The sequence below is a fragment of the Flavobacterium sp. 40-81 genome, from assembly GCF_001898245.1.
In the GTDB taxonomy this organism is placed as follows: domain Bacteria; phylum Bacteroidota; class Bacteroidia; order Flavobacteriales; family Flavobacteriaceae; genus Flavobacterium; species Flavobacterium inviolabile.
The window spans coordinates 1-22,175 of record NZ_MKTM01000020.1 but is presented as its reverse complement, the minus strand read 5'-3'; the positions used below and the strand labels follow the sequence as shown (position 1 = coordinate 22,175).

Sequence of the window (22,175 nt, the reverse complement as noted above, 5' to 3'; positions counted from 1 at the left end):
CAGCCTTATGCTTTGTGAATACTATCCATATCCACTTCAACACCCAGTCCCTGTGCAATTCCCATTCCGAGTTTTGCATCGGCCCGGAACCAGTGGCAAAGCTGGCGGTTAATGATTTCCAGTCTTTTTGGTCCGCCTATTCCTTTCATCGCGCCTACAATATTGTTGATCGTATTGTGTTGTGCCTCCGGTGTCATCAATCGGAACAGGTTTCCGGGCTGCGTAAAATGATCGTTTTCTCCTTCGGCGTTTCTGTCATACCAATCGGCCAGACCGGTTCCTAAATCCCATGCCGGTTCTTTATAAGCCTGATCGACTTCTATAGCATCGAAACTGTTTGGAAAATAGTTCGGATTGCTTCCTCCGTTACCGTCCACACGCATTTTACCGTCTCTTTGGTAATTGTTTACCGCAAACGGGCATCTGTTTACCGGAATCTGCTCGAAGTTGCTTCCCAAACGGTAGCGGTGTGCATCCGGATAGGACAACAAACGTCCCTGTAACATTTTATCGGGCGAATAACCGATTCCGTCAATAACGTGTGCCGGTGCAAAAGCCGCCTGTTCCACATCCTGGAAGTAGTTATCCGGATTCTGGTTCAGTTCCAGCACACCCACATCAATTAACGGGTAATCGCCATGCGGCCATACTTTTGTCAGGTCGAAAGGGTTGATATGATAGGTTTTGGATTCTGCTTCGGTCATTACCTGGATTTTCAGGTTCCATTTCGGATAGTGTCCGTCTTCAATGGCATTAAAAAGATCACGTTGTGCATAATCCATATCCTGTGCCCGCATCTGATCGGCTTCCGGCCCGGTAAAGTTTTTTATTCCCTGCGCCGATTTGAAGTGGAATTTCACATAAAAACGCTCATTACCGGCATTAATCATCGAAAAGGTATGGCTTCCGAATCCGTGCATAAACCGGTAACCGTTTGGCGTCCCTCTATCGGACATTAAGATCAGTACCTGGTGCAGACTTTCCGGGTTTAACGACCAGAAATCCCACATCATCGTTGGTGATTTCAAATTGGTTTGCGGATCTCTTTTCTGAGTGTGGATAAAATCCCCGAATTTTTTGGGGTCTTTAATAAAGAAGATGGGTGTATTGTTTCCAACCAGGTCCCAGTTTCCGTCTTCCGTGTAGAATTTTACCGCAAAACCTCTCGGGTCACGTTCCGAATCGGCCGATCCTTTTTCGCCGCCAACGGTTGAGAAACGCAGGAATACTTTTGTTTCTTTCCCTATAGTATTAAATACTTTTGCTTTTGTATATTTTGTAATATCATGGGTTACCGTAAATGTTCCGTATGCTCCGGAGCCTTTGGCGTGTACCACTCTTTCCGGAATACGTTCCCTGTTAAAGCTGGCCATTTTTTCGTGCAGAATAAAATCCTGAAGTAAAATGGGGCCGCGCGCTCCGACTGTTTGTGAGTTTTCATTCTCAACATAAGGCTTTCCTGAGGCAGTAGTAAGTTTGTTGTGAGTTTTCATTTGTATTGCTGTTTTTAGTTAATAAATACTGGAATCACATTTAAAGTCCTGAACATCAATTTCTATTGCACTTTAAATTTACTCAAATTTATCCAATGTAACCGCATCAAAACTATAAATCAAATCGATTGTTTTTATTTTTTAATAGCAAAAAACTATACTTAAAATTGGTATGAACTTTGATTACCTTTGCCTATCAAATTCTCCCTATATGAAAAAAATTATTTTCTTATTTGCTTTTTTACCGTTTTTCGGATGTGCAGAAGCACAGCAAATTTTCAATCAGTTACCGAATAAGGCTAAAACCTCCGGTATTTTAAATCAGACGGATATTGCTGCCGGACTAAAAGAGGCCTTAAACAATGGTGTGGAAAAACAGGTTGTAAAGCTAACGCAGGTTGATGGTTTTTATAAAAATGAAATGGTCAAGATCCTGATGCCGGAAGAATTGCAGAAAGTAGACAAAACATTGCGCAGTATCGGGATGGGAAGTCTTGCCGATGAAGGTATAAAAATGATGAACCGAGCTGCTGAGGACGCTGTAAAAGAAGCGACACCGATATTTGTGAATGCGGTAAAGAGTATGACCATTACCGATGCCAAGAACATCCTGATGGGAAGTGACAATTCGGCAACGACCTATTTACAGACTTCTACAACAACAGCTTTGTATGGCAAATTTAACCCGGTAATTAAAAGTTCTTTTGATAAAGTAGGGGCAGATAAGGTATGGAGTACGATCATTACAAAATACAACAGTATCCCACTTGTTAAAAAAGTAAACCCGGATTTAACGGATTATGTAACCAATGAAGCGATGGAAGGTGTTTTTAAAATGATCTCTGTAGAAGAGAAAAACATCCGAACCAATCTGAATTCGAGAACCTCCGGACTGCTTAAAAAAGTATTCGCTTTACAGGATAAAAAATAGTCCTGAAATTGCTAAAAATGGAAAAATATACAGATCGGAAAGAAAAATCTTTAAATATTCTTAGAAATCTAAATTTTTAATTATCAATAACATACAAATAACATTCTGTTAACACTTGGGCTAAAAAAAATGTCGGACATTTGCAGAGTAATAAATGATTTCTCATTTGGTTAGGGTTAGTTAAAAAAAGAAATGCCGGTGCTTCTCATCACCGGCTTTTTTATTTTATCTATATCTTATAATGAATTCAAAAAGGCTAAAAGAGAAGCTCTTTCTGATGTGGTGAGCTGTTTGAACCTTTCTTTAGGCTGCTGGGCTTCACCACCGTGCCACAATATGGCTTCCGTTATATTTCGCGCTCTTCCGTCATGAAGGAAATTGGTATGCCCGTTTACCAGCTCCGTTAATCCGATTCCCCATAAAGGACGTGTTTTCCATTCTTTTCCATTTGCCAGGAAATCCGGTCGGTTATCTGCTAAATCATCGCCCATATCGTGCAGTAATAAATCGGAATACGGGAAAATTGTCTGGTTGGACAAGGCCGCAATGGCATGATATCCGGTAACCTGTTTCGGCGTGTGGCATTTTGCACAGCCAATGCGGTCAAAAATCTTAGCCCCTTCTCTTACCGGTTTGTTGTTTATATTACGCGGTGCCGGAACAGCTAAAGTTCTGCAGTAAAGCGCCACCTGGTTTAAAACATCATTGTTGATTTCCGGATCGTCGTTCAGACCGTCCTGCCCGTTGGACTGATTGTAACCGGTTTCGTTAGGAAAGACCGGATTCGTGATCCCCATATCTTCCACATAAGCCGCCGCACATTGTACCAGTATGGTTCCGGTATTGGCTTTCCAGCCAAATCTTCCCAATACGGTTTGCTGCAGTTTCGGATCCCAGACAAAGTTTGCTTTCCCGGAAATCCCGTCACCATCGGCATCATTAACATCCTGTAAAGCGAGGATATTGGCTTCCGGTATGGCTTCCAGTAATCCCAATCCGAAAACCGGAGTTCCGATTCTTGGGGACAGCATCATGTTTGCCGGTAAAGGAATATAAGGATTCACCAGGGTTATTGTCGGTTTTCGTAAGGTTATAACGGTACCGTCTGCCAGTGTTTCCGTTTTTTCCGTAAACACAACCTGATAGGCTGCTTCCGGTGTGTAACCAAACAAAGCCTGGTTTTGAATCTGTAAGCCGAAGCCCGGTGCCGAAAGCGGTCCGCCGTGACTGTCCATTCCTGGAATACTGGCTCTGACCAGCAATCCGCTTCGGTTGTTAATCATCACCGGAAAGGCCGAACGCCCGTCTCTGGGATGACAGGCAATACAGGAAGAGTTATTAAAAATAGGTCCTAAACCGGGATTCACATTTGCCGGAGCTGTTACAAAAACAGCTTCAAACTGTACATCACCAGCCAAATGTATTCCTAAACTTTCGGCATCAAGATTGGGCGCCGGAGTACTAAACGCATTACTTGTCGCTAAAAATACGGTCGTACCACCACCTGCCAGTAACCGATCGTTTAAATCAGGAATATCTTCATAAACATCATTGTCACTATTATCGCAGGAAAGGAAAGCGACACTCAAAAAACTTAATACTAGGTATTTTTTTATCATTATTGGTATAAATTAGAAAATACCCCACTTAATAAATAAGTGAGGTATTAAAAAGACATCATAATAATAGTCGCTGGTATTCCTCAATCCCTGAGCCTATATTATAACAGTCTTATTTATAGTTACTATGGCAATACTATTCGTTAATTATTAATTAGCGGTAATAACTGAGTCTGTAATAAATTGAATAATTCATTTACTTTTTCCTGAGCATTTTCCACTGCCGGTCTGTTGTTATAGATCGCATCTGTAAACGATACCGGGATGGCTTCAATTGCTGTAATTGCTTCACTGATCTTCGCTTTGATAGTAGCATCCAATTGTGGGTTTCTAGCCGCAACCACATCGGTAAGTCCTTTACCGTCTATAGCATTATAATCTCCTAAATAAACATTCTGAACGCTACGGATGTTGTCTGCAAAATCCAATAATGAATTTTTACTGAAACGTGATTCTTCAGCCTGTGGCGAAACTCCTTCTCCGTTAGGACCGTTTAAAGGCTCCTGGATTTTAGTATTGGCAACCTCATCGGCAATTGTGATGATTCCATGTACGAATTCTTCTAACGCCGCTTTCTGTGACGGGTATTTCACATTATTAGCATTTCCGGCTGTTAAGAAGTAAGCTACATAATTTCCGGCAGAACTGCTCCATCCGTTAATTAATGTTTGTGTATTGTTCTGTAAATCTTCAGCAGCAGCTTTAAGGTATTCAAATTCTCTTGCTGTAATCTGAGCAACGGTTTTAGTTCCGTTTTCTCCCCATAATAAAAACTCTATAAGGTGAAATCCTCTTGCTTCCGGGTTAGATGCAATAACGTTAGCAGTGATTGGCTGGCCACTGGACAGGATGTTGTTCATCGCTTCCACATCTACCGGCCAGGTATCCATGGCAGGATCCAAACCTCCGTTACCAAGTGCATCATCTGCTACCGGTCCGTATAAAAATCCTTCCGATTGTTCCCATGGTTTTCTGGTTGCGCTCCATGCTAATCTTGCAGCAGCAAGATTATCCTGAGTTGGTGCAGCTGCTAAAGTGTTAATAGCTGTTCTTAACGCCGTTGCTCTTTGGTTTAGTGTTTTATATGTTTCCACTACAACGTTAGAGGCAACATTACTAATTACATTTGAATATAATGACGCATTCGGGTCTACATAATTTGTGTCGTCGTTATTACTGCAATTTACTAATGCTAATGCCATTGCAATAAATCCTAAACTTAAAACTCTTCTTTTCATTTATAAAATATTTGTGTTAGTAATCTGTTTTTAGAAGGAGAAACCAATACCGGCAGAAAATGTATTTTCCTGTTGTTTCTCTCCTGTATTCAATGCGGTTACCGGATCAAACTGATACGAACCTAAATTTCTGTTCTGATAATGTGCTTTTAACACGATCTGCGGGTGTACAAACCAGTTGAATCCTCCGGTTATAGCACTTCTTTCCCATCTTGGTTTTTTAACAACGTTTCCTTCCACTCCATGCATCGTATCGTAGTAATCGTATCGCATAAACGGATAGAATTTTTGTTTGGTCGTTTTGTTGAAGAAATGCAGGATCTCGTATCCGGCTTCTGCCGAAAATCCTAAAACACTTTTTCCAACCGGTGTTCTTTTCACCCCTAAGTTGTTTGATAAACTGGCGTTCTTTCTGGAAACGATATTCGAGTTTTCAAGATTTCCGTATAAGATAATGGAATTGAAACGCAGGTAATCTTCGTCATAAGTGATATGTCCTTCAAAAATGGTTACATAAGCACTTTCTTTCATGTCGTTTTTCGGTCTGTTTGCAGCCGCATCGTTAATATAGGCTGACGCTCCGAAATAGGTATTTTTATGGGTTCCGAATTTGTAGTCCAATCGGGCTGTAAATGCCCAGCTTTCGCCCACAGACATTTCAAAACGCTGCTGGTATCCTTCTTTGATCCAGCCTCTTGAGCTAAATCCTGAAGCGTCTAAACCATTGGTAACGGACACTTCATATTTGAATCTTTTTTTCCAGAAGGTTCCGTGGAACTGTACGCCGTTTTCATACCATCCCAAAGGAAGGATTTCGTTTTCCATTTCCTGACGGTGTGTGGTAAAATAAGAGATCGGACGGTCTAAATCCTGAGCAAGTCCAAAGTGGATCTTCATTCTTCCCACCCGCACATTGAAGTAAGGACGAACGGCCAGGTTGATGTGGATCTGCTCGATCTTCACTTCTCCTCCGGCTTCCACTTCTTTTTCATATTCTCCGGCTTCTTCCTGGGTATCCAGCTCTACTGTGGAACCGGTTCCGCCGTGTTCAAATTCTATTTCCGATTTAAAACTGATCCAATCATTGAAATTGTATCCCAGGTATAAATTAAGGCGTTCCGCATCAAATTTATCTTTCATTCCCAAATCGGTATCGTAACGTCTGTAGTTGTAATAGTTAACAACTCCGTATCCGCTTAAAGTAAACTTACTCCAGTCAAAAAGGGTTTTATTTTCTTTAATAAAATCGGCTTTAACCTGTTGTTTCAGTTCTTCTCTCAACTCTTTTTTTATCTCCTCCTTAAGCTTCTTAACGCTTACAGAGTCAACGCTTTGCGCGTATCCGTTAAAAGTAAAAATGGCTAGTAATAAAAGTAATATTCGGTTCATGTAATTTTGAAATTTTCGGCAAAGCTATATATTTATTTTTAATAAGTCTAAATAAGTTCATTATTTTTTTAACTTTGCCCTAACTTTTATTTAAGCTTTTTTTATGTTAAAAGAGTCCGAATCCGCTAACGATACGCTTCTCAGCATTTTCATTTCTTTAAAAAAATACCTGGAAAACCGTTTTCAAAAATGCCGTTCTGCCTTATTCACCCCGATTGATAATTCGCAGTTAATTCTATTCCGGATAGTTTTCGGAATACTGATTTCATGGCATTGCATCCAGTGCATTATGAACGAATGGGTAAGACGCAATTTTATACTGCCCACCTATACTTTTTCCCATATCGGGATGGAATGGCTGCAACCGCTGCCGGGAGAAGGCATGCATTACTATTTCTATTTTATGGCACTTTTGGGTGTTTTTATTTCCATTGGTTTATTTTACCGCTGGAGCCTCGGTCTGTTTACCCTTTTATGGGCAGGTGCTTATTTTATGCAGAAAACAGCCTATAACAATCATCACTATTTGTTATTGCTGGTTTGCATTATCATGCTGTTTCTCCCTGCCAATGCTTCCCATTCTGTAGATGCCAGACGAAATCCGGACATCCGCAGCAATACGGTTCCTTCCTGGTGCATCTGGGTTATGATCCTGCAAATCGCCATTGTCTATTTTTTTGCTACAGTTGCTAAACTCTATTCCGGTTGGCTGGATGGCAGTTTTACCAAAGGGATGCTGCACAAAAATGCCATTCCGCTTTTAGAAAATTTATACAACCAGCAGTGGTTTTATCTGTTTATTGCCTATGCCGGAATTTTATTCGACTTATTGATTGTGCCGGCATTGCTATGGCACAAAACCCGGAAATATGCTTTTATGGCTTCGCTGTTTTTCCATTTGTTCAACAAATTGCACCTGGGCATTGGTATCTTCCCGTTTATGGCATTGTCCTTTTCGATCTTTTTCTTTCCGCCGGAAACCATCCGAAAGCTGTTTTTCCGGAATAGAACTGCTGTTGAAAAGACACCGCTGAAACCCGATTACGGAAGAAAAATGGTGCTGTATTTCTTTATTCCGTTTTTTATATTCCAGGTTTTATGCCCTTTGCGGCACTGGGTAATTAAAGGCGACGTGCTCTGGACCGAAGAAGGACACCGCCTGAGCTGGCGGATGATGCTGCGCAACCGCAGCGGCTATACCAAATTTTTAGTGGTCAATAACGAAACCGGAAGGCAGCATTATTTCAAGCTGAAAAAACTGCTTACCAAAAAACAGATCCGCGGGATGCAGACCAAACCGGATATGATCTGGCAGACAGCCCAAAAAATCAAGGAACACTATCAGCTAAAAGGAAAAAAAGTGAGTATTTATATCGATTCAAAAGTGGCTATTAATAAAAAGCAGCTCCGAAGGCTTATTGATCCCAATGTCGATTTTGCCAAGGCAGAATGGAATTACTTTTCTCATAATGAATGGATTCTATTATACGATTAATAGCAACAAAACACTCTAAAATCCGAAAAACCTTGAACTATTCTTAAAAAAAGTAAAAAAACTTGGAACAAATACTAAATAAAATTAGTAGTATTGCACTCTCTATTTAGATTTAGTATAAATAAAAATAACTTACTCATGAATACAACTTTACGCGCCATTTTCTTTTTAACATTCTCCCTGTTGGGTCAAAATAGTATCCTGCAGGCGCAGACAATTACCATTGGAAATGAAACGAGCAATAATATTACCAACGACGCTCCACTAAACGCCGTTTATGAAAAATCTGCCAGCGAAAGTGTTTACCTTTCCAGTGAAATCAATACTTCCGGGACTATAACCGCACTATCGTGGCAGCACAGTTCGACTTTTAATGCCGCTGCGACGAACAATCTGAAAGTTTATTTAAAGTTATCCAGCCTCAACAGTTTACCTACCGGTGCTGTGGGAACTACCGATTTTGCAGGCTATACCGAAGTCTATTCCGGCAGCCTTCCGGCAATCGCTACAGCGGGCTGGAATACAATAACGCTTAACACACCGTTTGCTTATAATAAAAGTGCCGGTAACCTGTCGGTATTGGTTGTCAGAGATGCCGCTACCAAAGACGATAACAACTATCCGCGTTTCAGAGCAACAACAACCAACCCGAATTATTTGTCCCGTAAATACAGCAATGGAGTCAACTTTTTTAACCCTACTGCCCAGCCGTGGACCAGTACGACGAGCATGGATCGTTTTTTCTACCGTCCGAATCTTCGTGTAACGATGGCCACAACGGTAAGCTACTGCCCTATCGGGAACAACAACAGCTGCCTGTATGGCGGAACGGTAACGAACGTTACCTTTGCCGGAATTAACAATACCACCGAATGCAGCCAGGACAACTATTCGTATATCGACTATACGCAGGCGGTTAATGGCGCACAGGTTACCAAAGGGGCTGCCTATACTTTAAGCGTAACCGTTGACAATCCGGGAAATAGCGGCGGTGTGGGTGCCTGGATCGATTTTAATAAAAATGGTATTTTTGAAAGCTCGGAGTTTTTTAGTTTAGGAACGCAAAACAGCAGCAACAGTACTGTTTTCAGCAGTGCAGCGATACAGATTCCGGCAACGGCACAAACCGGAACCACCCGGATGCGAATCCGTTCGAAAAGATTAACCGGTGTTACTGCTGCAGAATCCTGTGAATTCATTGGCAGTGCCCGCGGAGAAGTAGAAGATTATACAGTAAACATCGCCGAACAGCCTATGGGAGTATCGGATTTTGATAAAACTGCCGTAAAAATTTACCCGAATCCCACTGCAAATGTTGTGACCATTGCATCTTCAGAAACAATAAAAACCATTTCCGTATACACACCACTGGGTCAGCAGATCATATCGGGCAAAGAAAATCAAATCGATTTATCGGCTTACACCCAGGGAATCTATCCGGTTAAAATTGAATTTGAAAACGGACAGATCCAGTTTAAAAAGATTATTAAAAAATAGTTTATTACCATGAAAATTACCTGCCTGCTATTGCTGTTGAGTACGTTTAGTTATGCACAGCACTGGGAAACAAATTTTGAAGAAAGTAAAAAAAGTGCTGCGGCAGAAAACAAGAATATTATCCTGGTTTTCTCCGGTTCCGACTGGTGTGCACCCTGCATCAAATTAGACAAGGCCATCTGGAGTTCGGAAGCTTTTCAAACAGAAGCAAAAACCAACTGGGTACTGGTAAAAGCCGATTTTCCGAAGAAGAAAACCGCGGCACTGTCCGAAACCCTGAAATCCCAGAATGCCTCTCTGGCAGAACAATATAATAAAGAAGGCCATTTTCCGCTGGTTGTGGTTTTGGATAAAAACGGAAAAGTACTGGGAAAAACCGGTTACAAAAACGTTAATCCGGAAGAATACATCAAATTATTACACACTTTAGAAAAGAAAATATGAAACGGTTAATTCTTCTTTTTTGTCTTTTTAGCCTCACCACCCTTTCTGCCCAGATTGCCCAGAAAAGAGTTGTAAAACTAATGGGAAGCCGGTTTGACATTACCATAGTCGCCAAAGATGCTCCAACGGCAGATGCCTACATCGATACCGCTGTTGCTGAAATTACGCGAATTGAAAATCTTATTTCCGAGTGGATGCCGCATACGCAGGTTTCCCAAATCAACCAGAATGCCGGAATCAAACCCGTAGTGGTAGACAAAGAGCTGTTTGACCTGACCGAAAGGGCCATTGGTTTTTCAAAACTAACGGACGGTGCTTTCGACATCAGCTTTGCCGCTGCCGATAAGATCTGGAAATACGACGGCAGCATGACCGAATTGCCTTCGCCGGAAGCCGTTAAAGAATCGGTAAAAAAGATCGGCTATCAAAACATTATCCTGGACAGGGAAAAGAGTACCATATTCTTAAAACTTCCGGGTATGAAAATCGGTTTCGGTTCTATCGGAAAAGGCTATGCAGCCGATAAAACCAAGGATTTCATGATGGCTAAAGGTGTTGTCGCCGGTATTATTAACGCTTCGGGCGATATGAATACCTGGGGAAAACAGCCGGATGGCAAAGAATGGACCGTTGGCATTACCAATCCGATGAATAAAGACCGTGTTTTTGCTGTTTTTCCTTTAACAAACAGTGCCGTGGTAACTTCCGGCAATTATGAAAAATATGTCATGCTCAACAACAAACGCTATTCCCACATTATCGATCCCAGAACCGGTTACCCGGCTACCGGAATTGCCAGTGTGACGGTATTTGCCAAAAGTGCCGAAATGGCTAACGGTCTTTCAACTTCCGTAGTGGTACTGGGCCGCGAAACCGGAATGAACCTGATCGACCAGATTCCGCAGGTAAGTGCCGTAATTGTTGACGATGCCGGAAAGGTTTATTATTCCAGGAATGCCCATATTAAGAAATTAAAAAAATTACGTAAATGAAATTAACAATACTCTGCTTATTGTGTCTTGTTTGTTATTCCTGCAATACCGTTAAGGAATATGAAAAGCAAAACATCAATGATCCCGATATGAAACTTTCTGCCCGTTCGTCCGAACGATATGAAACTAATTTTCAAATTTATCGCGAAGGCGCTTCCGGTGCCAATGGCGGAAAAACAGGAGGAGGCTGTGGCTGCAATTAAATCATGAAAAAAATTCTATTTATTACAAGCCTTTTTTATCTTACCTCAGCAAATTCACAGGAAAAAGACAGCACCGCTGTTTATAAAAAAAGAGTTTTAGAAACAGCCGAAATCGAGTTTTTAGGAAGTTATTACCAGCAGGACGGGAAACATTCCCCTGTGGGTGGCGGTATTGGTAGTGAAGAACTAAAAGATTACACTTCTAATATTGTATTGTCCATTCCGGTGAGTGATGATGGTGTTTTAACCATCGATGCCGGTTTTTCGGCCTATACTTCTGCTTCTTCCAGTAACATCAATCCTTTTGTTAGTGACGGTTCTTTTACGACCACGACCAATAACAACAATACGGGCGCTTCAAGAAGTATGAATTCCAACACGCCGTATACGAATAAAGACGATGATTACTACAATACAACAACAACTGTTCCGGCACCATACGGAAGTCCGTGGATAGAATCGACCGGTGCTTCGCGCAAGGATGTTTTAAAAACACTTTCGGCGAGCTACAGTCACAGTTCCGACAACCGTAATACGATCTGGAATGCGAATGCCAGTGTTTCTAAAGAATATGACTACCAGTCCTTTGGCGTTGGCGCAGGCCTTGCGAAGCTTTTTAACGATAAAAACTCGGAGATCAGTCTGAAAGCCAGTGCCTATTTTGACAAATGGTATGCTATTTATCCAACAGAGCTGCACGAGTATTCTTTATACGGGATGCATTTCCAGAATAGCGGCTACTTTAAAGGAGTAAACATCCTGGACGAATACGGTATGGCCACAACGAATTACCTGCCGAAATCCTTCCATCCTTTTTCAAACGAGAAAAGAAATTCCTATTCGATGTCTTTAGGGTTCTCGCAAGTACTGACCAAGAACCTGCAGGCGTCCGTATTCATGGATCTTCTTTATCAGGATGGTTTACTTTCTACACCTTACCACCGTATTTATTTTGCCGATAAGGCGAATTACTATATCGGACAACCGCGCTATATCCCTATTTATGATAGTCCGGGGAATGTTGGTGTTTTCAGATTGGCGGATGATGTGGAGCGACTGCCGAAAACCCGTTTTAAGGTTCCTGTGGGCGCCCGTTTGAATTATTATATCAACGAGCAGTTTGTCGTTAGAAGTTACTATCGTTACTATGCTGACGATTGGGGACTTGAGGCTCATACTGCCAGTATTGAAATTCCGTACCGCATTTCTGAATATTTCACCATACTGCCGATGTACCGTTTTTATACGCAAAAAGGGGTTCGCTATTTCGCTCCGTTTGAAAAGCATTATTCGTTTCAGAAGTATTATACATCCGATTATGACCTGTCGTCATTTGACAGTCATCAGTACGGAATCGGGTTAAGCTATTCGGATATCCTGACCCACGCCCGGGTCCTGAAATTCGGATTAAAGAATATTGATTTCCGCTACAACCGGTATGAAAGAAGCGATGCTTTAAAAGCCGACATCTTTTCACTGGGGATCAAATTTGTACAATAAATACTAACCAAATAATTTATCAATTAATTTAAATGTTATCTCTTATGAAGAAAAAACTATTTTTAATGTTAACCATTATTACGGCTATTACTTTTTTTAGCTGTAACAAAGATGAAGATACTGTTGCGTTGCAAAGCAATCCGATTATCGGGACCTGGAAGCTTGTTGAGGAATACAGCAACAATCAGCTAGTTGTTTTAAACAACTGTAACCTGCAGGAAACCTATATTTTCGGGGAACAACAATTCACACACGAAGCATATTCCAATACCGGAAAAATGAAATTTGACGATTCTTTGGCTCAAAAAGGCGGAGACGACGATGATGACGATGATCACGGCGGAAGCGGTGGAGACGACGACGATGACGATGACGATCACGGACCGGTTAATCCAAATCCAGGTAACGGAGGCGGTGACGACGACGACGATGACGATCACGGCGGTAACGGAAGCGGAACTTGTGTACTGGCTGAAACAGTTATCGGTTACTGGGCAAATGCAGAAAACGCTTACCACCTGACCAGTACCAACATCACAGATACTAAAAATATTATCTTTACCGATAACGGGAATAAGTTCTACTATGAAAAAACTACTACTGTTAACGGTGTGACCGTAACTAAAAAATATGTTTTCAAAAGACAATAATCATAATTGCCTGTAAACAAAAAAGCTGTTTGAAATTCAAACAGCTTTTTTTTATGCTATCCTGCCGTGCAGTTGTTTAAAATATTCGAAGGCTTTAACGAGGCGGCTTCCATACCACGAAAACATTTCACCGTCTACAAAAACGGTTTTGGCATGATGGGTAAACCTGCCGATCTCAAAGGTGTGCTCGTCCTTAAACGGATACGGCTCCGACGAAAGAAAAACCAGGTCCGGATCGCCTTCCAGACGAATCTTTTTTAGTTCGACTTCCGGATAACGTCCTTTACTTTCATAAATATTATGGAAGTTATTCAGCTTTAATAATTCATTGATAAAATTATCGGAACCGGCCGCCATATACGGATCTCTCCAAATAAAATAGGCCGCTTTTTTGACGGGTTTGTCTGCTATGAACCGTTTGAAATCTTCGTAGGCATAATTGGTTTTATCGATCCATTTCCGGGCATCGGTGCGTTTATTGAACAATTGTCCGAAGTCGGAAATCATTTTTAAATTGTCTTCAATCGTAATAATATTGGTCACCCAAACCGGGCAGATTTTAGACAGCTCCTCCACTATTTCCTGGGTATTTTCTTCTTTATTGGCAATAATGATATCCGGTTCGAGTAACCGGATCTTTTCGGCATGTACTTTTTTAGTACCGCCAATGATCTTTTTGGTTGCTTTTAAATGATACGGATGTATGCAGAATTTTGTTATCCCGACAATATTTTCCTCTAATCCTAATTCGAAAAGTAATTCTGTTTGCGAAGGCACCAGAGAGATTATTCTTTTGGGAGTGGTTTCAAAAGAATGCAGTGTTCCTAATTGATCTGTGAACATTTTCATAGTGCAAAAATACAAAAAGCGCTATCGTTGTAATGAAAAATCAGCCTGAATGGAAAACTTTTATTTTGGTTTTCGGGACTGTTTGTGTTTATGGGTATTGGCCGCTAAAAACAAAAAATGGTTGTCTTAAATCAGGAACCGGGAATGGTTGCGGTTTTCCCCATTTGCTTCAACCCTGTTTTATCCGGCGGATGAAATACAGGGTTGAAACCTTATAAGGTAATTTTATTTTGCAGCCAGGATGGCTTGCATTTCCTGTTGCATTTTTAGTGCTTCGGCTCTGGCTTTTTCGGCAAAATCGGTCCCGTCTGAAGCATAAATAATACCGCGTGACGAATTGATCAGTAAGCCTACATTGTCGTTCATACCGTATTTACATACTTCCGAAAGGCTGCCGCCCTGTGCGCCAACTCCGGGAACTAATAAAAAACTATCCGGGATGATCTTTCTGATCTCCGTAAAATATTCTGCTTTGGTTGCCCCAACCACATACATCAGGTTACTGCTGTTCTTCCATTCTTTGGAAGTTGCAATTACTTTTTTATACAGCTCTGCGCCATCCACCATTTGGGTCTGGAAATCAAAGGCTCCTTCATTGGACGTTAAGGCCAGCATTATCGTGTGTTTGTTCTCAAAAGCTAAAAACGGTTCCACACTGTCTTTCCCCATATATGGCGCCACGGTTACACTGTCGAAATTCAGATCTTCAAAAAAAGCTTTTGCATACATAGACGACGTGTTTCCGATATCTCCTCTTTTAGCATCGGCTATTGTAAAGATGTCCGGATACTTTTCATTAATATAACGGATTGTTTTTTCCAGTGACTGCCAGCCTTTAATTCCGTAAGCTTCATAAAAAGCTGTATTCGGTTTGTAGGAAACGGTAAGATCGTGTGTGGCATCGATGATTGCTTTATTGAATTCGAAAATAGGATCTTCCAGTGCTAAAAGGTGCTTTGGAATTTTATTCAAATCGACATCCAGGCCCACGCACAGGAATGATTTTTTTTGTTGAATCTGCTGAATTAGTTGTTGTGTTGTCAAAGTAGTGTGTTGTTTATGATTACTGGCAAATTTCGGAAAGTTTCAGAAAGCTGCCAAAAGGTTAAAAAAAATGCCACACTTAGATTGTTCTTCCGTGTGACATTTTTTGATAGTATTGCATTTAAAAAAAATTAAAATACTTCGCTTTCTTTTAATTTCTCGGTGTTGCTTACCAATTGTAATTCGTCGATTACTTTCTGGATGCTTCCGTTCATTACCCCGTCCAGATCGTATAATGTCAATCCGATTCTGTGATCGGTAACACGTCCCTGCGGATAGTTATAGGTACGGATTTTAGCAGAACGGTCACCGCTGCTCACCTGTGAGTTACGTTTTTTAGCATCTTCTTCCTGTTTCTTTGCCAATTCCATTTCGTATAAACGGGAACGCAATACCGTTAGTGCTTTATCTTTATTTTTATGTTGCGATTTCTCATCCTGACACTGTGCCACCAAACCGGTTGGAATGTGTGTCATACGTACAGCCGATTTTGTTGTATTTACCGACTGACCACCAGGACCTGACGAACAGAAAAAGTCAATACGCACATCATTCATATCAATCTGTACATCAAATTCTTCTGCTTCCGGAAGTACCATAACGGTCGCTGCCGAAGTGTGAACACGTCCCTGAGTTTCCGTTTGCGGAACACGCTGTACACGGTGAACACCTGCTTCAAATTTTAAAGTACCATACACATCTTCTCCGGTTACTTCAAAAATAACCTCTTTGAATCCTCCCGAAGTTCCTTCGTTCATATCCACTACAGATGTTCTCCATCCTTTACCTTCACAGTATTTGGTATACATACGGAATAAATCGCCGGCAAAAATACTGGCTTCATCTCCTCCGGTACCGGCACGGATCTCCACCATTACGTTTTTAGCATCTTCCGGATCTTTCGGGATCAACAAGAACTTGATTTCTTCTTCAAGTTCCGGTAAGCGTTCTTTTGCTTCATCCAATTGCAATTTGGCCATTTCTACCATTTCCGCATCAGAACCGTCGGCAATTATTTCGTTCGCTTCCTTAATATTCCCGTCAAGATTTACATACTCATCGCGTTTTTCAACCAATGCTTTTAAATCCTTGTATTCTTTATTTAACTGTACATAACGCTTCTGGTCGGCAATAACATCCGGCTGGATAATTAAGTCCGAAATCTCATCAAAACGTTGTTTTACTATTTGAAGTCTGTCTAACATCTTTTGTTTCTCCTTTATTGGAGTGCAAAATTACAAAAAAATCCGTTTAGTTTCTAACAGTAGCCCTGTAGATTTTTTTTATACATTTGAAATTAAAATCAAGCGGTTATGGAAAATTTCGATTGGACTACATTCACGATAAGGATTGCCATAAACACTACTATTTCAAAACTTTATGCTGCCTGGACACAGGCTTCCGAAATAGAAAAATGGTTCCTGAGCAATGCCAATAATTTCGATCCCGACGGAAATATCATCGCTAAAAACACCCCGGTTCAAAAAGGGTTTCGCTATGAATGGAACTGGTATTTGTATGATGTCATGGAGATGGGAACATTTACCGAAGCTAACGGCAGGGATGCCCTTCAGTTTACCTTTGCCGGATCGTGCCTGGTTGCAATCAAACTTACCGACCACAAAGAATATGTACTGGTCGAACTGACTCAAAAAGACATTCCGACAGATGATCATTCCAAAAAAGAAATCCGTCTGGGCTGTCACAGCGGCTGGTCCTTTTATCTGGTGAATCTGAAATCCGTTTATGAAGGCGGACTGGATTTAAGAAACAGGAATCCTAATTTAAAACCAATGCTCAACAACTAAAAACCCTGATAATTATGGCTAAAAAAAGTATCACACTGGCGGCAATCGCAATGACGGCTCTGGTGGTTTCCTGCCAGAAAAAAGAAAAAACGGAAACCACAGCCCCGGAACCCGCAGCAAAAACCTATGCCCTGATTGACAAGGCTTCCTGGCTGGTTGGCGAATGGGGCAATACCTCCAAAGAAGGTGTTTTAACCGAAACCTGGACCAGACTAAACGACAGTACGCTAACCGCACAGACCTACTTTGTGACGGGTAAAGACACCGTTCATACCGAAAGTGTTGTACTGGAACAAAAAATGGACAGTTTGTTTTATATCCCTACCGTTAAAAATCAAAACGACGGCAAGCCGGTTACTTTTAAATTGACCAGCAGCACAGATCAGCTTCTGGTTTTTGAAAACCCGAAACATGATTTCCCGCAGAAGATCACGTATAACAAGATTACAAACGATAGCCTGGTCGCAGCAATTTCCGGAATGAAAAACGGAAAAGAAAGCAAGGAAAGTTATCCGATGAAGAAAAAATCATAACCACAAAAAACGCGTCATAAATGACGCGTTTTTTGTTAGCGGCGTGCTTTGAAATAATCTTCAAAGAAAGAACAGTCGCTGGTTAACGATGTATAATCGTCACTGTAATTATTCTTTAAATCGGAATAATAGCGGTTCTTACCCAGAAGATAGCTGTCATAATCCTTTATGTCCGAGCCATAACGATCCGGATAACGATAGGCCAATCTATTCTTTTCACATCTCCCGATCATTCGCAGACACAACGCTTTAAACTTCCGGGTTTTAGCATTTTCCAGTGCCAGCCTGTAATATTTTTTAGCCAGATTGCATTCGTAATATTCCGATTCATCTTCCAGTACGCTGTGATTGCCGCTGCTTGACCAGGAATAACGCCGCATCATCCAGGCATTCCCATATTGCGTCATGTTGTAATAGCAATTGGCGGCCAGAAAATAATAATAGTCCCGGTTTTGCTCTGCCGGATTATCTGCTTTATTGAGATACCTGATCAGCTGGCGGGTTATACTGGTCTTGGTGAGTCGCATCGAATCTTTTACCGCAATAAATTTCGGGGTATAATTCAATTCATAAAATGGATTTTTGTCAAACACATTGCTGTAATCCCAATAACTAGCTGTTTTTTCCCAGGCTGTATATTTTTTATCCCAAAAATCCTGCGTTACTTTTTTAAAACCCGCCAGGGCAGCAGGCAACTCATTCCGGCGGATGTATTTTGTACCGAGCAAATCATACAAGCGGGGTATTTCCTTTTGCAATCCGTTATATTTCCAGGCAGAGAAAACGTCCTTTTTATTTCGGTTAGCCAGTATATCGCCTATCAGCCGTTCCAGTTGTTTCGGAGTATACATGACATTCACATAATCAAAATAATTGTCATAAAAATCGAAATAGGTATCCCCTTTGTTCTTTTGTGTTTTCCAAACCACCTCCGAACTGTAACGATCACCATTTCCTAATCGGGTATATAGCAAAGCGGCATCTGTTGTATTTCCTTTATACTCTAACTCCCTGCCCAAAGCAAAAATAAATTTCTGGTTGTCTTTATTCTTAAGAATGATTGTTTGTACTTCTTCCGGAATAACAGCCTTCCCGTTTGCCTGATTAGCGGTGAGATTTAATGCCTTTAGCAGCGCTAACTGTTTTAACAGGGCTGTATTCGATTTATTTTCCTGAGCCAATTGCCCGATCAGTACCAAACTTTCCGAATAGTCTTTCGTGATAAAAAGCAAATGTGCCTTAGTAGTTTTCCAGAATACGGCATCTTCAACCTTGTTTATATTCACGGTATTGACAAAACGCAAAACTTTCCGGGCATAGTCCCTGTCGTTTTCAACCCTTTTTAAAACAATTTTCACGGAATTATCTTCCCAAAATGACGTTACGGACGGACTGAACAAGGAATAATAAGGCGTAAAAATCCAGTCTTCAATTTTATTGACTTCCCGCAACAAAAGAAAATTTACCGCTTCCGATCTGGGATTGTACCGGTATGTTTTTTCCAGATTTTCCAAAGCTCTGTCGTGTTTTAAAATACCGGCTAAAAAATAAACACTTGCTTTTTCCTGGTTTGTTGCAGCATATTTCAAAACCTGATCAATAGGAACAGCTGTATTATATTGCTGGGCAATCATAAAACGTTTGTCCGGGGCATTTTCAAAAACCCTGGCGGCATAAAAATTAGCCAGTGCCTTGTCTGTTTCAGCCAAAGTTCTGAAATACAAACTCCAGTAGTTCAGAATATCCTGATTGCCCTGATTCTTAAACACGGTATCATACAACTTCCGGATGGTTGCAAAATCCTTATTGTAAAAGGCCAGCCGAATGGCTAAAAAAGTATAGCGGCGTTTTATTTCATTATTCGCAACCTGCTTAGACAGCCGGATGGCTTTGTCGATCTGTTTGGTCCGTTCCGGCAATATTGCTCCCGAGCGGCGTTCCCAGGGATCATCCAGCCAGGTGTTAAAAAACTCACAGCTCTTGGCAAATTTCAGGTAATTGATTGCTTCCCAATCCTGCTGCCGGTGCAAATACTGCAGCATTTTATTATCATTCCCGATCGTTTTATCTCCATACAAAACCTCCCAGACAGCCGAAGCAGGAACTTTATGGTTACAATACCGCAGCCACAACACCTCATTAGGCGATAATTCTGCTTCTTCCTCTTCATATAGCGCTTTTGGCTTAAACGAATCCGAAGAATAATTAAATTCCGAATAGCCGTAATAACGGAAAACATTCGGATTAAAGAATGAAAAGCGCAGTTCTTCTCCGTAAGGATAAAACCCGCAGGCAAAAAGCGGTTTACTGACTAAAATCAGAATAAAAAGCAGAAAGTTCTTCATCGCTGCAATTGCTTAATTGTTGTTCGTCTAAATGAAAAAGGGTCACTGTGGTTGTCTTATCAAAGGCCACATTCTTTTTGATAATCCGGATAGCCTGCCGGATCGTTCCGGCAGTAAGCTCTTCCAGTTTAACCCGGTCGCCAATCCGCAGATACACATCTTCCACAACCGTATCTTTCGTAATTTCATACCATAACGGTTTTACAGGTTTCAGGATTTTCTTTACCGCTTTAATATCGGTATAAACCACTTTTGAAAACTGATTGTTCTGGTATACCTGCAGCCAGGAATAAACCGGTAACGCAACATCCAGATGCAGCGGATATTTCTTTTTAGCAGGCAAATAGCTTTTTAATTCCTCAAGGTCCAGTATCGAATTTTTACGGGAACTTTCCAGCGGATTAATCAGGTTATAACACATTAACGTCACTTTATCCACCGGAGGCACACCCATTTTATCAGGGTATTTATACGGATACAGGCGCAGCGTACAGCTGATCTGTTTCCCGGAAAGGGATTTGAGTTTCTTTAAAAAATAGAAATAATTGTCCTTCGTTTTTAAAGTCCAGTCACAGTCCATCTGGTATTCCTTAACTTCCGGCTGCTTCCCGAATCGTTCCTTACAATATTTCTCAATCAGGAAATGAACATTGTCTGCCAGTGTATCCAGACTTCCCTTACTGCTTTGACTGAAAACTTTGTTTTTCAGGTAAACCGTCGGAATAATATGCAGATTGCCTTTGGGCATTGAAAAATTCAGATTGGTCTTTGAAACCGGATAATTTCCCATTTCATTGCTATTGTCAACTTCAAAAAATTTGACATATAATTTTTGTACCTGCAGCTTTTTAACAATCGAATCCTCCCTGTTTGAAAAATACCCATCATAACTTTTCCAGTAATAGAACGCTTTTTCCACATTTTCAATCTTGTGCTGACATGACAAAAACAGCAAGGCAGCCATTCCTGAGAATATAACATTTTTCATTTTAGCCTGTATTTCTTTTTAAGATAAATCCGTATTAAAGTTATGTTATTTTCTGAATGTATTAACAACAAAAAAAGCCTGTTTTAATATTTAAAACGAGCTTTTTTTATTGTTATTTTAATTCACTTTTGTTAGTGTTATGTTAGTGGGTATTGTAAAAGTGCTTGGCTGGCCTAAGCCACGCATTCCCATAGGTAAAGTTACCTCCCATTGCGCCGTATCAGGATTAACCGGATTGATTGTCATTTCTAAATTTCCCCTTACTCCTGTTGGGTATGAAGGATTTAAGACACCGGCAACATCAAATACTTGTCCTGTCATCTTATAATTCTCTAACGCTTTACCCGCAATAATAATTGTCGACCATGGGGTGACTGAATTACCTATATTTTTTTCAGATGTATAAATAACCTGTTCATTTGGCTGCCCGTAATTCTGAACTAATTTATAGTGTCCGCATAATTCATCTATATAAAACTTCGGATTTTCATTGATGTAGCTGGCTTTCGTTTCTTTCCAAAATCTTATAACAAAAGTTTGGTTTCCGTTTTGATAAATCCAGGTTCCGATAAATGGAGTAAAATAATTGTTTACATCCTTATAGTAGTAATAAGCGATTAGAGGACTCTTTTTAAAATTAGAGTTGTAAAATTGTCTTATGTCCACTGTTTTCTCTGTCTGTGCATAAGAAAAAAAGACTGTAAATATTAATAAAAACAGGTATACTATTTTTTTCATAATATATGAGTTTAACAGGATTAACTTATCTCAGACTAAACGGATATATAATCACTAATTAAAAAATATGTCTATATGATATAACACAAAAACCTGATAGCAATTAGGTCAGTTGTAACAAACAAATTGCTGCAATATCGTCATTGAATAGTAGTCCCAAAAAGTATATAAAACCCGATAAAACTTCCCGGCTTTTTTATGTTACTGATTAACTTTTGTTAGTGTTATGTTAGTGGGTATCGTAAAAGTACTTGGTTCGTCTGAGCCACGCATTCCCATAGGTAATATTACTTTCCATTGCGCTGTGTTCAGGTTAACTGGGTTTATTTCCATACTCAACTGCCCTTTTACACCTAAAGGATAAGCAGGATTCACTACTCCAGTAATATCATAAACGAAACCACTCATCTTATATGGCT

The 22,175-nt window shown here is 40.6% G+C and carries 21 protein-coding genes; 10 read left to right on the top strand and 11 right to left on the bottom strand.

Annotation, left to right across the window (positions count from 1 at the left end; translation table 11 throughout):
• Positions 1-5: 5 nt before the first annotated feature.
• Entirely contained in the window at positions 6-1,493 is a 1,488-nt protein-coding gene (locus tag BGO42_RS06570) for a catalase (protein ID WP_273246073.1), read from the bottom strand.
• A gap of 211 nt (positions 1,494-1,704) precedes the next feature.
• Here BGO42_RS06570 and BGO42_RS06565 point away from each other — a divergent pair, with 211 nt between their 5' ends.
• A complete protein-coding gene (locus tag BGO42_RS06565) occupies positions 1,705-2,424 on the top strand; it encodes a DUF4197 domain-containing protein (protein ID WP_273246072.1) in 720 nt (239 codons plus the stop codon).
• 236 nt (positions 2,425-2,660) lie between these two features.
• On the opposite strand, the gene BGO42_RS06560 is transcribed toward BGO42_RS06565, so the two are convergent.
• The 3 genes from BGO42_RS06560 to BGO42_RS06550 all read right to left on the bottom strand — a co-directional run bounded on the left by BGO42_RS06560 (position 2,661) and on the right by BGO42_RS06550 (position 6,670).
• Positions 2,661-4,043: a di-heme oxidoreductase family protein gene (locus BGO42_RS06560; RefSeq protein ID WP_273246071.1), complete on the bottom strand. Its 1,383-nt coding sequence runs from the start codon at positions 4,041-4,043 to the stop codon at positions 2,661-2,663.
• Between the two features lie 143 nt (positions 4,044-4,186).
• The gene (locus BGO42_RS06555) at positions 4,187-5,281 is read right to left on the bottom strand and encodes an imelysin family protein (protein WP_177733271.1); all 1,095 of its coding nucleotides are present in this window, start codon (positions 5,279-5,281) and stop codon (positions 4,187-4,189) included.
• 30 nt (positions 5,282-5,311) lie between these two features.
• Complete coding sequence (locus BGO42_RS06550; RefSeq protein ID WP_273246070.1) at positions 5,312-6,670, bottom strand: putative porin; 1,359 nt, start codon at positions 6,668-6,670, stop codon at positions 5,312-5,314.
• A 103-nt stretch (positions 6,671-6,773) separates the two neighbouring features.
• Here BGO42_RS06550 and BGO42_RS06545 point away from each other — a divergent pair, with 103 nt between their 5' ends.
• The 7 genes from BGO42_RS06545 to BGO42_RS06515 all read left to right on the top strand — a co-directional run bounded on the left by BGO42_RS06545 (position 6,774) and on the right by BGO42_RS06515 (position 13,451).
• On the top strand, positions 6,774-8,165 hold the full coding sequence (locus BGO42_RS06545) for an HTTM domain-containing protein (protein ID WP_273246069.1): 1,392 nt from the start codon (positions 6,774-6,776) through the stop codon (positions 8,163-8,165).
• A gap of 138 nt (positions 8,166-8,303) precedes the next feature.
• Positions 8,304-9,662: a GEVED domain-containing protein gene (locus BGO42_RS06540; RefSeq protein WP_273246068.1), complete on the top strand. Its 1,359-nt coding sequence runs from the start codon at positions 8,304-8,306 to the stop codon at positions 9,660-9,662.
• 9 nt (positions 9,663-9,671) lie between these two features.
• A complete protein-coding gene (locus tag BGO42_RS06535) occupies positions 9,672-10,106 on the top strand; it encodes a thioredoxin family protein (RefSeq protein ID WP_273246067.1) in 435 nt (144 codons plus the stop codon).
• Positions 10,103-11,098: an FAD:protein FMN transferase gene (locus BGO42_RS06530; protein ID WP_177733262.1), complete on the top strand. Its 996-nt coding sequence runs from the start codon at positions 10,103-10,105 to the stop codon at positions 11,096-11,098. Before BGO42_RS06535 ends, BGO42_RS06530 begins: the two co-directional genes overlap by 4 nt.
• On the top strand, positions 11,095-11,301 hold the full coding sequence (locus BGO42_RS06525) for a DUF4266 domain-containing protein (RefSeq protein WP_177733260.1): 207 nt from the start codon (positions 11,095-11,097) through the stop codon (positions 11,299-11,301). The genes BGO42_RS06530 and BGO42_RS06525 overlap by 4 nt, the downstream gene beginning before the upstream one ends.
• Before the next feature lie 3 nt (positions 11,302-11,304).
• Positions 11,305-12,801, top strand: coding sequence for a DUF3570 domain-containing protein (locus BGO42_RS06520; protein WP_273246066.1), 1,497 nt, complete (start codon positions 11,305-11,307; stop codon positions 12,799-12,801).
• 44 nt (positions 12,802-12,845) lie between these two features.
• Positions 12,846-13,451 (top strand): hypothetical protein, encoded by a 606-nt coding sequence (locus tag BGO42_RS06515; RefSeq protein ID WP_273246065.1) that lies wholly within the window; start codon positions 12,846-12,848, stop codon positions 13,449-13,451.
• Positions 13,452-13,502: 51 nt separating this feature from the next.
• Here the strand turns inward: BGO42_RS06515 and BGO42_RS06510 are convergent, their stop codons facing one another.
• The 3 genes from BGO42_RS06510 to prfA form a co-directional block, all read right to left on the bottom strand.
• Positions 13,503-14,300 (bottom strand): ABC transporter substrate-binding protein, encoded by a 798-nt coding sequence (locus tag BGO42_RS06510; RefSeq protein WP_273246064.1) that lies wholly within the window; start codon positions 14,298-14,300, stop codon positions 13,503-13,505.
• A gap of 225 nt (positions 14,301-14,525) precedes the next feature.
• On the bottom strand, positions 14,526-15,344 hold the full coding sequence (pyrF, locus tag BGO42_RS06505) for an orotidine-5'-phosphate decarboxylase (RefSeq protein WP_273246062.1): 819 nt from the start codon (positions 15,342-15,344) through the stop codon (positions 14,526-14,528).
• A 131-nt stretch (positions 15,345-15,475) separates the two neighbouring features.
• Complete coding sequence (gene prfA / locus BGO42_RS06500) at positions 15,476-16,549, bottom strand: peptide chain release factor 1 (protein WP_177733249.1); 1,074 nt, start codon at positions 16,547-16,549, stop codon at positions 15,476-15,478.
• Between the two features lie 108 nt (positions 16,550-16,657).
• Here prfA and BGO42_RS06495 point away from each other — a divergent pair, with 108 nt between their 5' ends.
• Positions 16,658-17,152 (top strand): SRPBCC family protein, encoded by a 495-nt coding sequence (locus tag BGO42_RS06495; protein ID WP_273246061.1) that lies wholly within the window; start codon positions 16,658-16,660, stop codon positions 17,150-17,152.
• A gap of 14 nt (positions 17,153-17,166) precedes the next feature.
• Positions 17,167-17,685, top strand: coding sequence for a DUF6265 family protein (locus tag BGO42_RS06490; RefSeq protein WP_273246060.1), 519 nt, complete (start codon positions 17,167-17,169; stop codon positions 17,683-17,685).
• A 35-nt stretch (positions 17,686-17,720) separates the two neighbouring features.
• Here the strand turns inward: BGO42_RS06490 and BGO42_RS06485 are convergent, their stop codons facing one another.
• The 4 genes from BGO42_RS06485 to BGO42_RS06470 form a co-directional block, all read right to left on the bottom strand.
• Positions 17,721-20,030, bottom strand: coding sequence for a hypothetical protein (locus tag BGO42_RS06485; protein ID WP_273246059.1), 2,310 nt, complete (start codon positions 20,028-20,030; stop codon positions 17,721-17,723).
• Entirely contained in the window at positions 19,990-21,018 is a 1,029-nt protein-coding gene (locus BGO42_RS06480) for a hypothetical protein (protein WP_273246058.1), read from the bottom strand. The genes BGO42_RS06485 and BGO42_RS06480 overlap by 41 nt, the downstream gene beginning before the upstream one ends.
• Positions 21,019-21,135: 117 nt before the next feature.
• Positions 21,136-21,756, bottom strand: a complete 621-nt coding sequence (locus BGO42_RS06475; RefSeq protein WP_273246057.1) for a DUF6705 family protein — start codon at positions 21,754-21,756, stop codon at positions 21,136-21,138.
• Between the two features lie 201 nt (positions 21,757-21,957).
• On the bottom strand, positions 21,958-22,175 hold a 218-nt coding region (locus tag BGO42_RS06470; protein WP_286748953.1), incomplete at its 5' end, for a hypothetical protein.

What these genes read in the sequence shown, in the direction of transcription:
- BGO42_RS06555 (WP_177733271.1), bottom strand. Translation starts at nt 5,281, where the DNA reads ATGAAAAGAAGAGTTTTAAGTTTAGGATTTATTGCAATGGCATTAGCA.
- BGO42_RS06545 (WP_273246069.1), top strand. Translation starts at nt 6,774, where the DNA reads ATGTTAAAAGAGTCCGAATCCGCTAACGATACGCTTCTCAGCATTTTC.
- prfA (WP_177733249.1), bottom strand. Translation starts at nt 16,549, where the DNA reads ATGTTAGACAGACTTCAAATAGTAAAACAACGTTTTGATGAGATTTCG.
- BGO42_RS06490 (WP_273246060.1), top strand. Translation starts at nt 17,167, where the DNA reads ATGGCTAAAAAAAGTATCACACTGGCGGCAATCGCAATGACGGCTCTG.
- BGO42_RS06530 (WP_177733262.1), top strand. Translation starts at nt 10,103, where the DNA reads ATGAAACGGTTAATTCTTCTTTTTTGTCTTTTTAGCCTCACCACCCTT.
- BGO42_RS06535 (WP_273246067.1), top strand. Translation starts at nt 9,672, where the DNA reads ATGAAAATTACCTGCCTGCTATTGCTGTTGAGTACGTTTAGTTATGCA.
- BGO42_RS06525 (WP_177733260.1), top strand. Translation starts at nt 11,095, where the DNA reads ATGAAATTAACAATACTCTGCTTATTGTGTCTTGTTTGTTATTCCTGC.
- BGO42_RS06510 (WP_273246064.1), bottom strand. Translation starts at nt 14,300, where the DNA reads ATGAAAATGTTCACAGATCAATTAGGAACACTGCATTCTTTTGAAACC.
- BGO42_RS06485 (WP_273246059.1), bottom strand. Translation starts at nt 20,030, where the DNA reads ATGAAGAACTTTCTGCTTTTTATTCTGATTTTAGTCAGTAAACCGCTT.
- BGO42_RS06570 (WP_273246073.1), bottom strand. Translation starts at nt 1,493, where the DNA reads ATGAAAACTCACAACAAACTTACTACTGCCTCAGGAAAGCCTTATGTT.
- BGO42_RS06565 (WP_273246072.1), top strand. Translation starts at nt 1,705, where the DNA reads ATGAAAAAAATTATTTTCTTATTTGCTTTTTTACCGTTTTTCGGATGT.
- BGO42_RS06560 (WP_273246071.1), bottom strand. Translation starts at nt 4,043, where the DNA reads ATGATAAAAAAATACCTAGTATTAAGTTTTTTGAGTGTCGCTTTCCTT.
- BGO42_RS06475 (WP_273246057.1), bottom strand. Translation starts at nt 21,756, where the DNA reads ATGAAAAAAATAGTATACCTGTTTTTATTAATATTTACAGTCTTTTTT.
- BGO42_RS06495 (WP_273246061.1), top strand. Translation starts at nt 16,658, where the DNA reads ATGGAAAATTTCGATTGGACTACATTCACGATAAGGATTGCCATAAAC.
- BGO42_RS06520 (WP_273246066.1), top strand. Translation starts at nt 11,305, where the DNA reads ATGAAAAAAATTCTATTTATTACAAGCCTTTTTTATCTTACCTCAGCA.
- BGO42_RS06480 (WP_273246058.1), bottom strand. Translation starts at nt 21,018, where the DNA reads ATGAAAAATGTTATATTCTCAGGAATGGCTGCCTTGCTGTTTTTGTCA.
- BGO42_RS06550 (WP_273246070.1), bottom strand. Translation starts at nt 6,670, where the DNA reads ATGAACCGAATATTACTTTTATTACTAGCCATTTTTACTTTTAACGGA.
- BGO42_RS06540 (WP_273246068.1), top strand. Translation starts at nt 8,304, where the DNA reads ATGAATACAACTTTACGCGCCATTTTCTTTTTAACATTCTCCCTGTTG.
- BGO42_RS06515 (WP_273246065.1), top strand. Translation starts at nt 12,846, where the DNA reads ATGAAGAAAAAACTATTTTTAATGTTAACCATTATTACGGCTATTACT.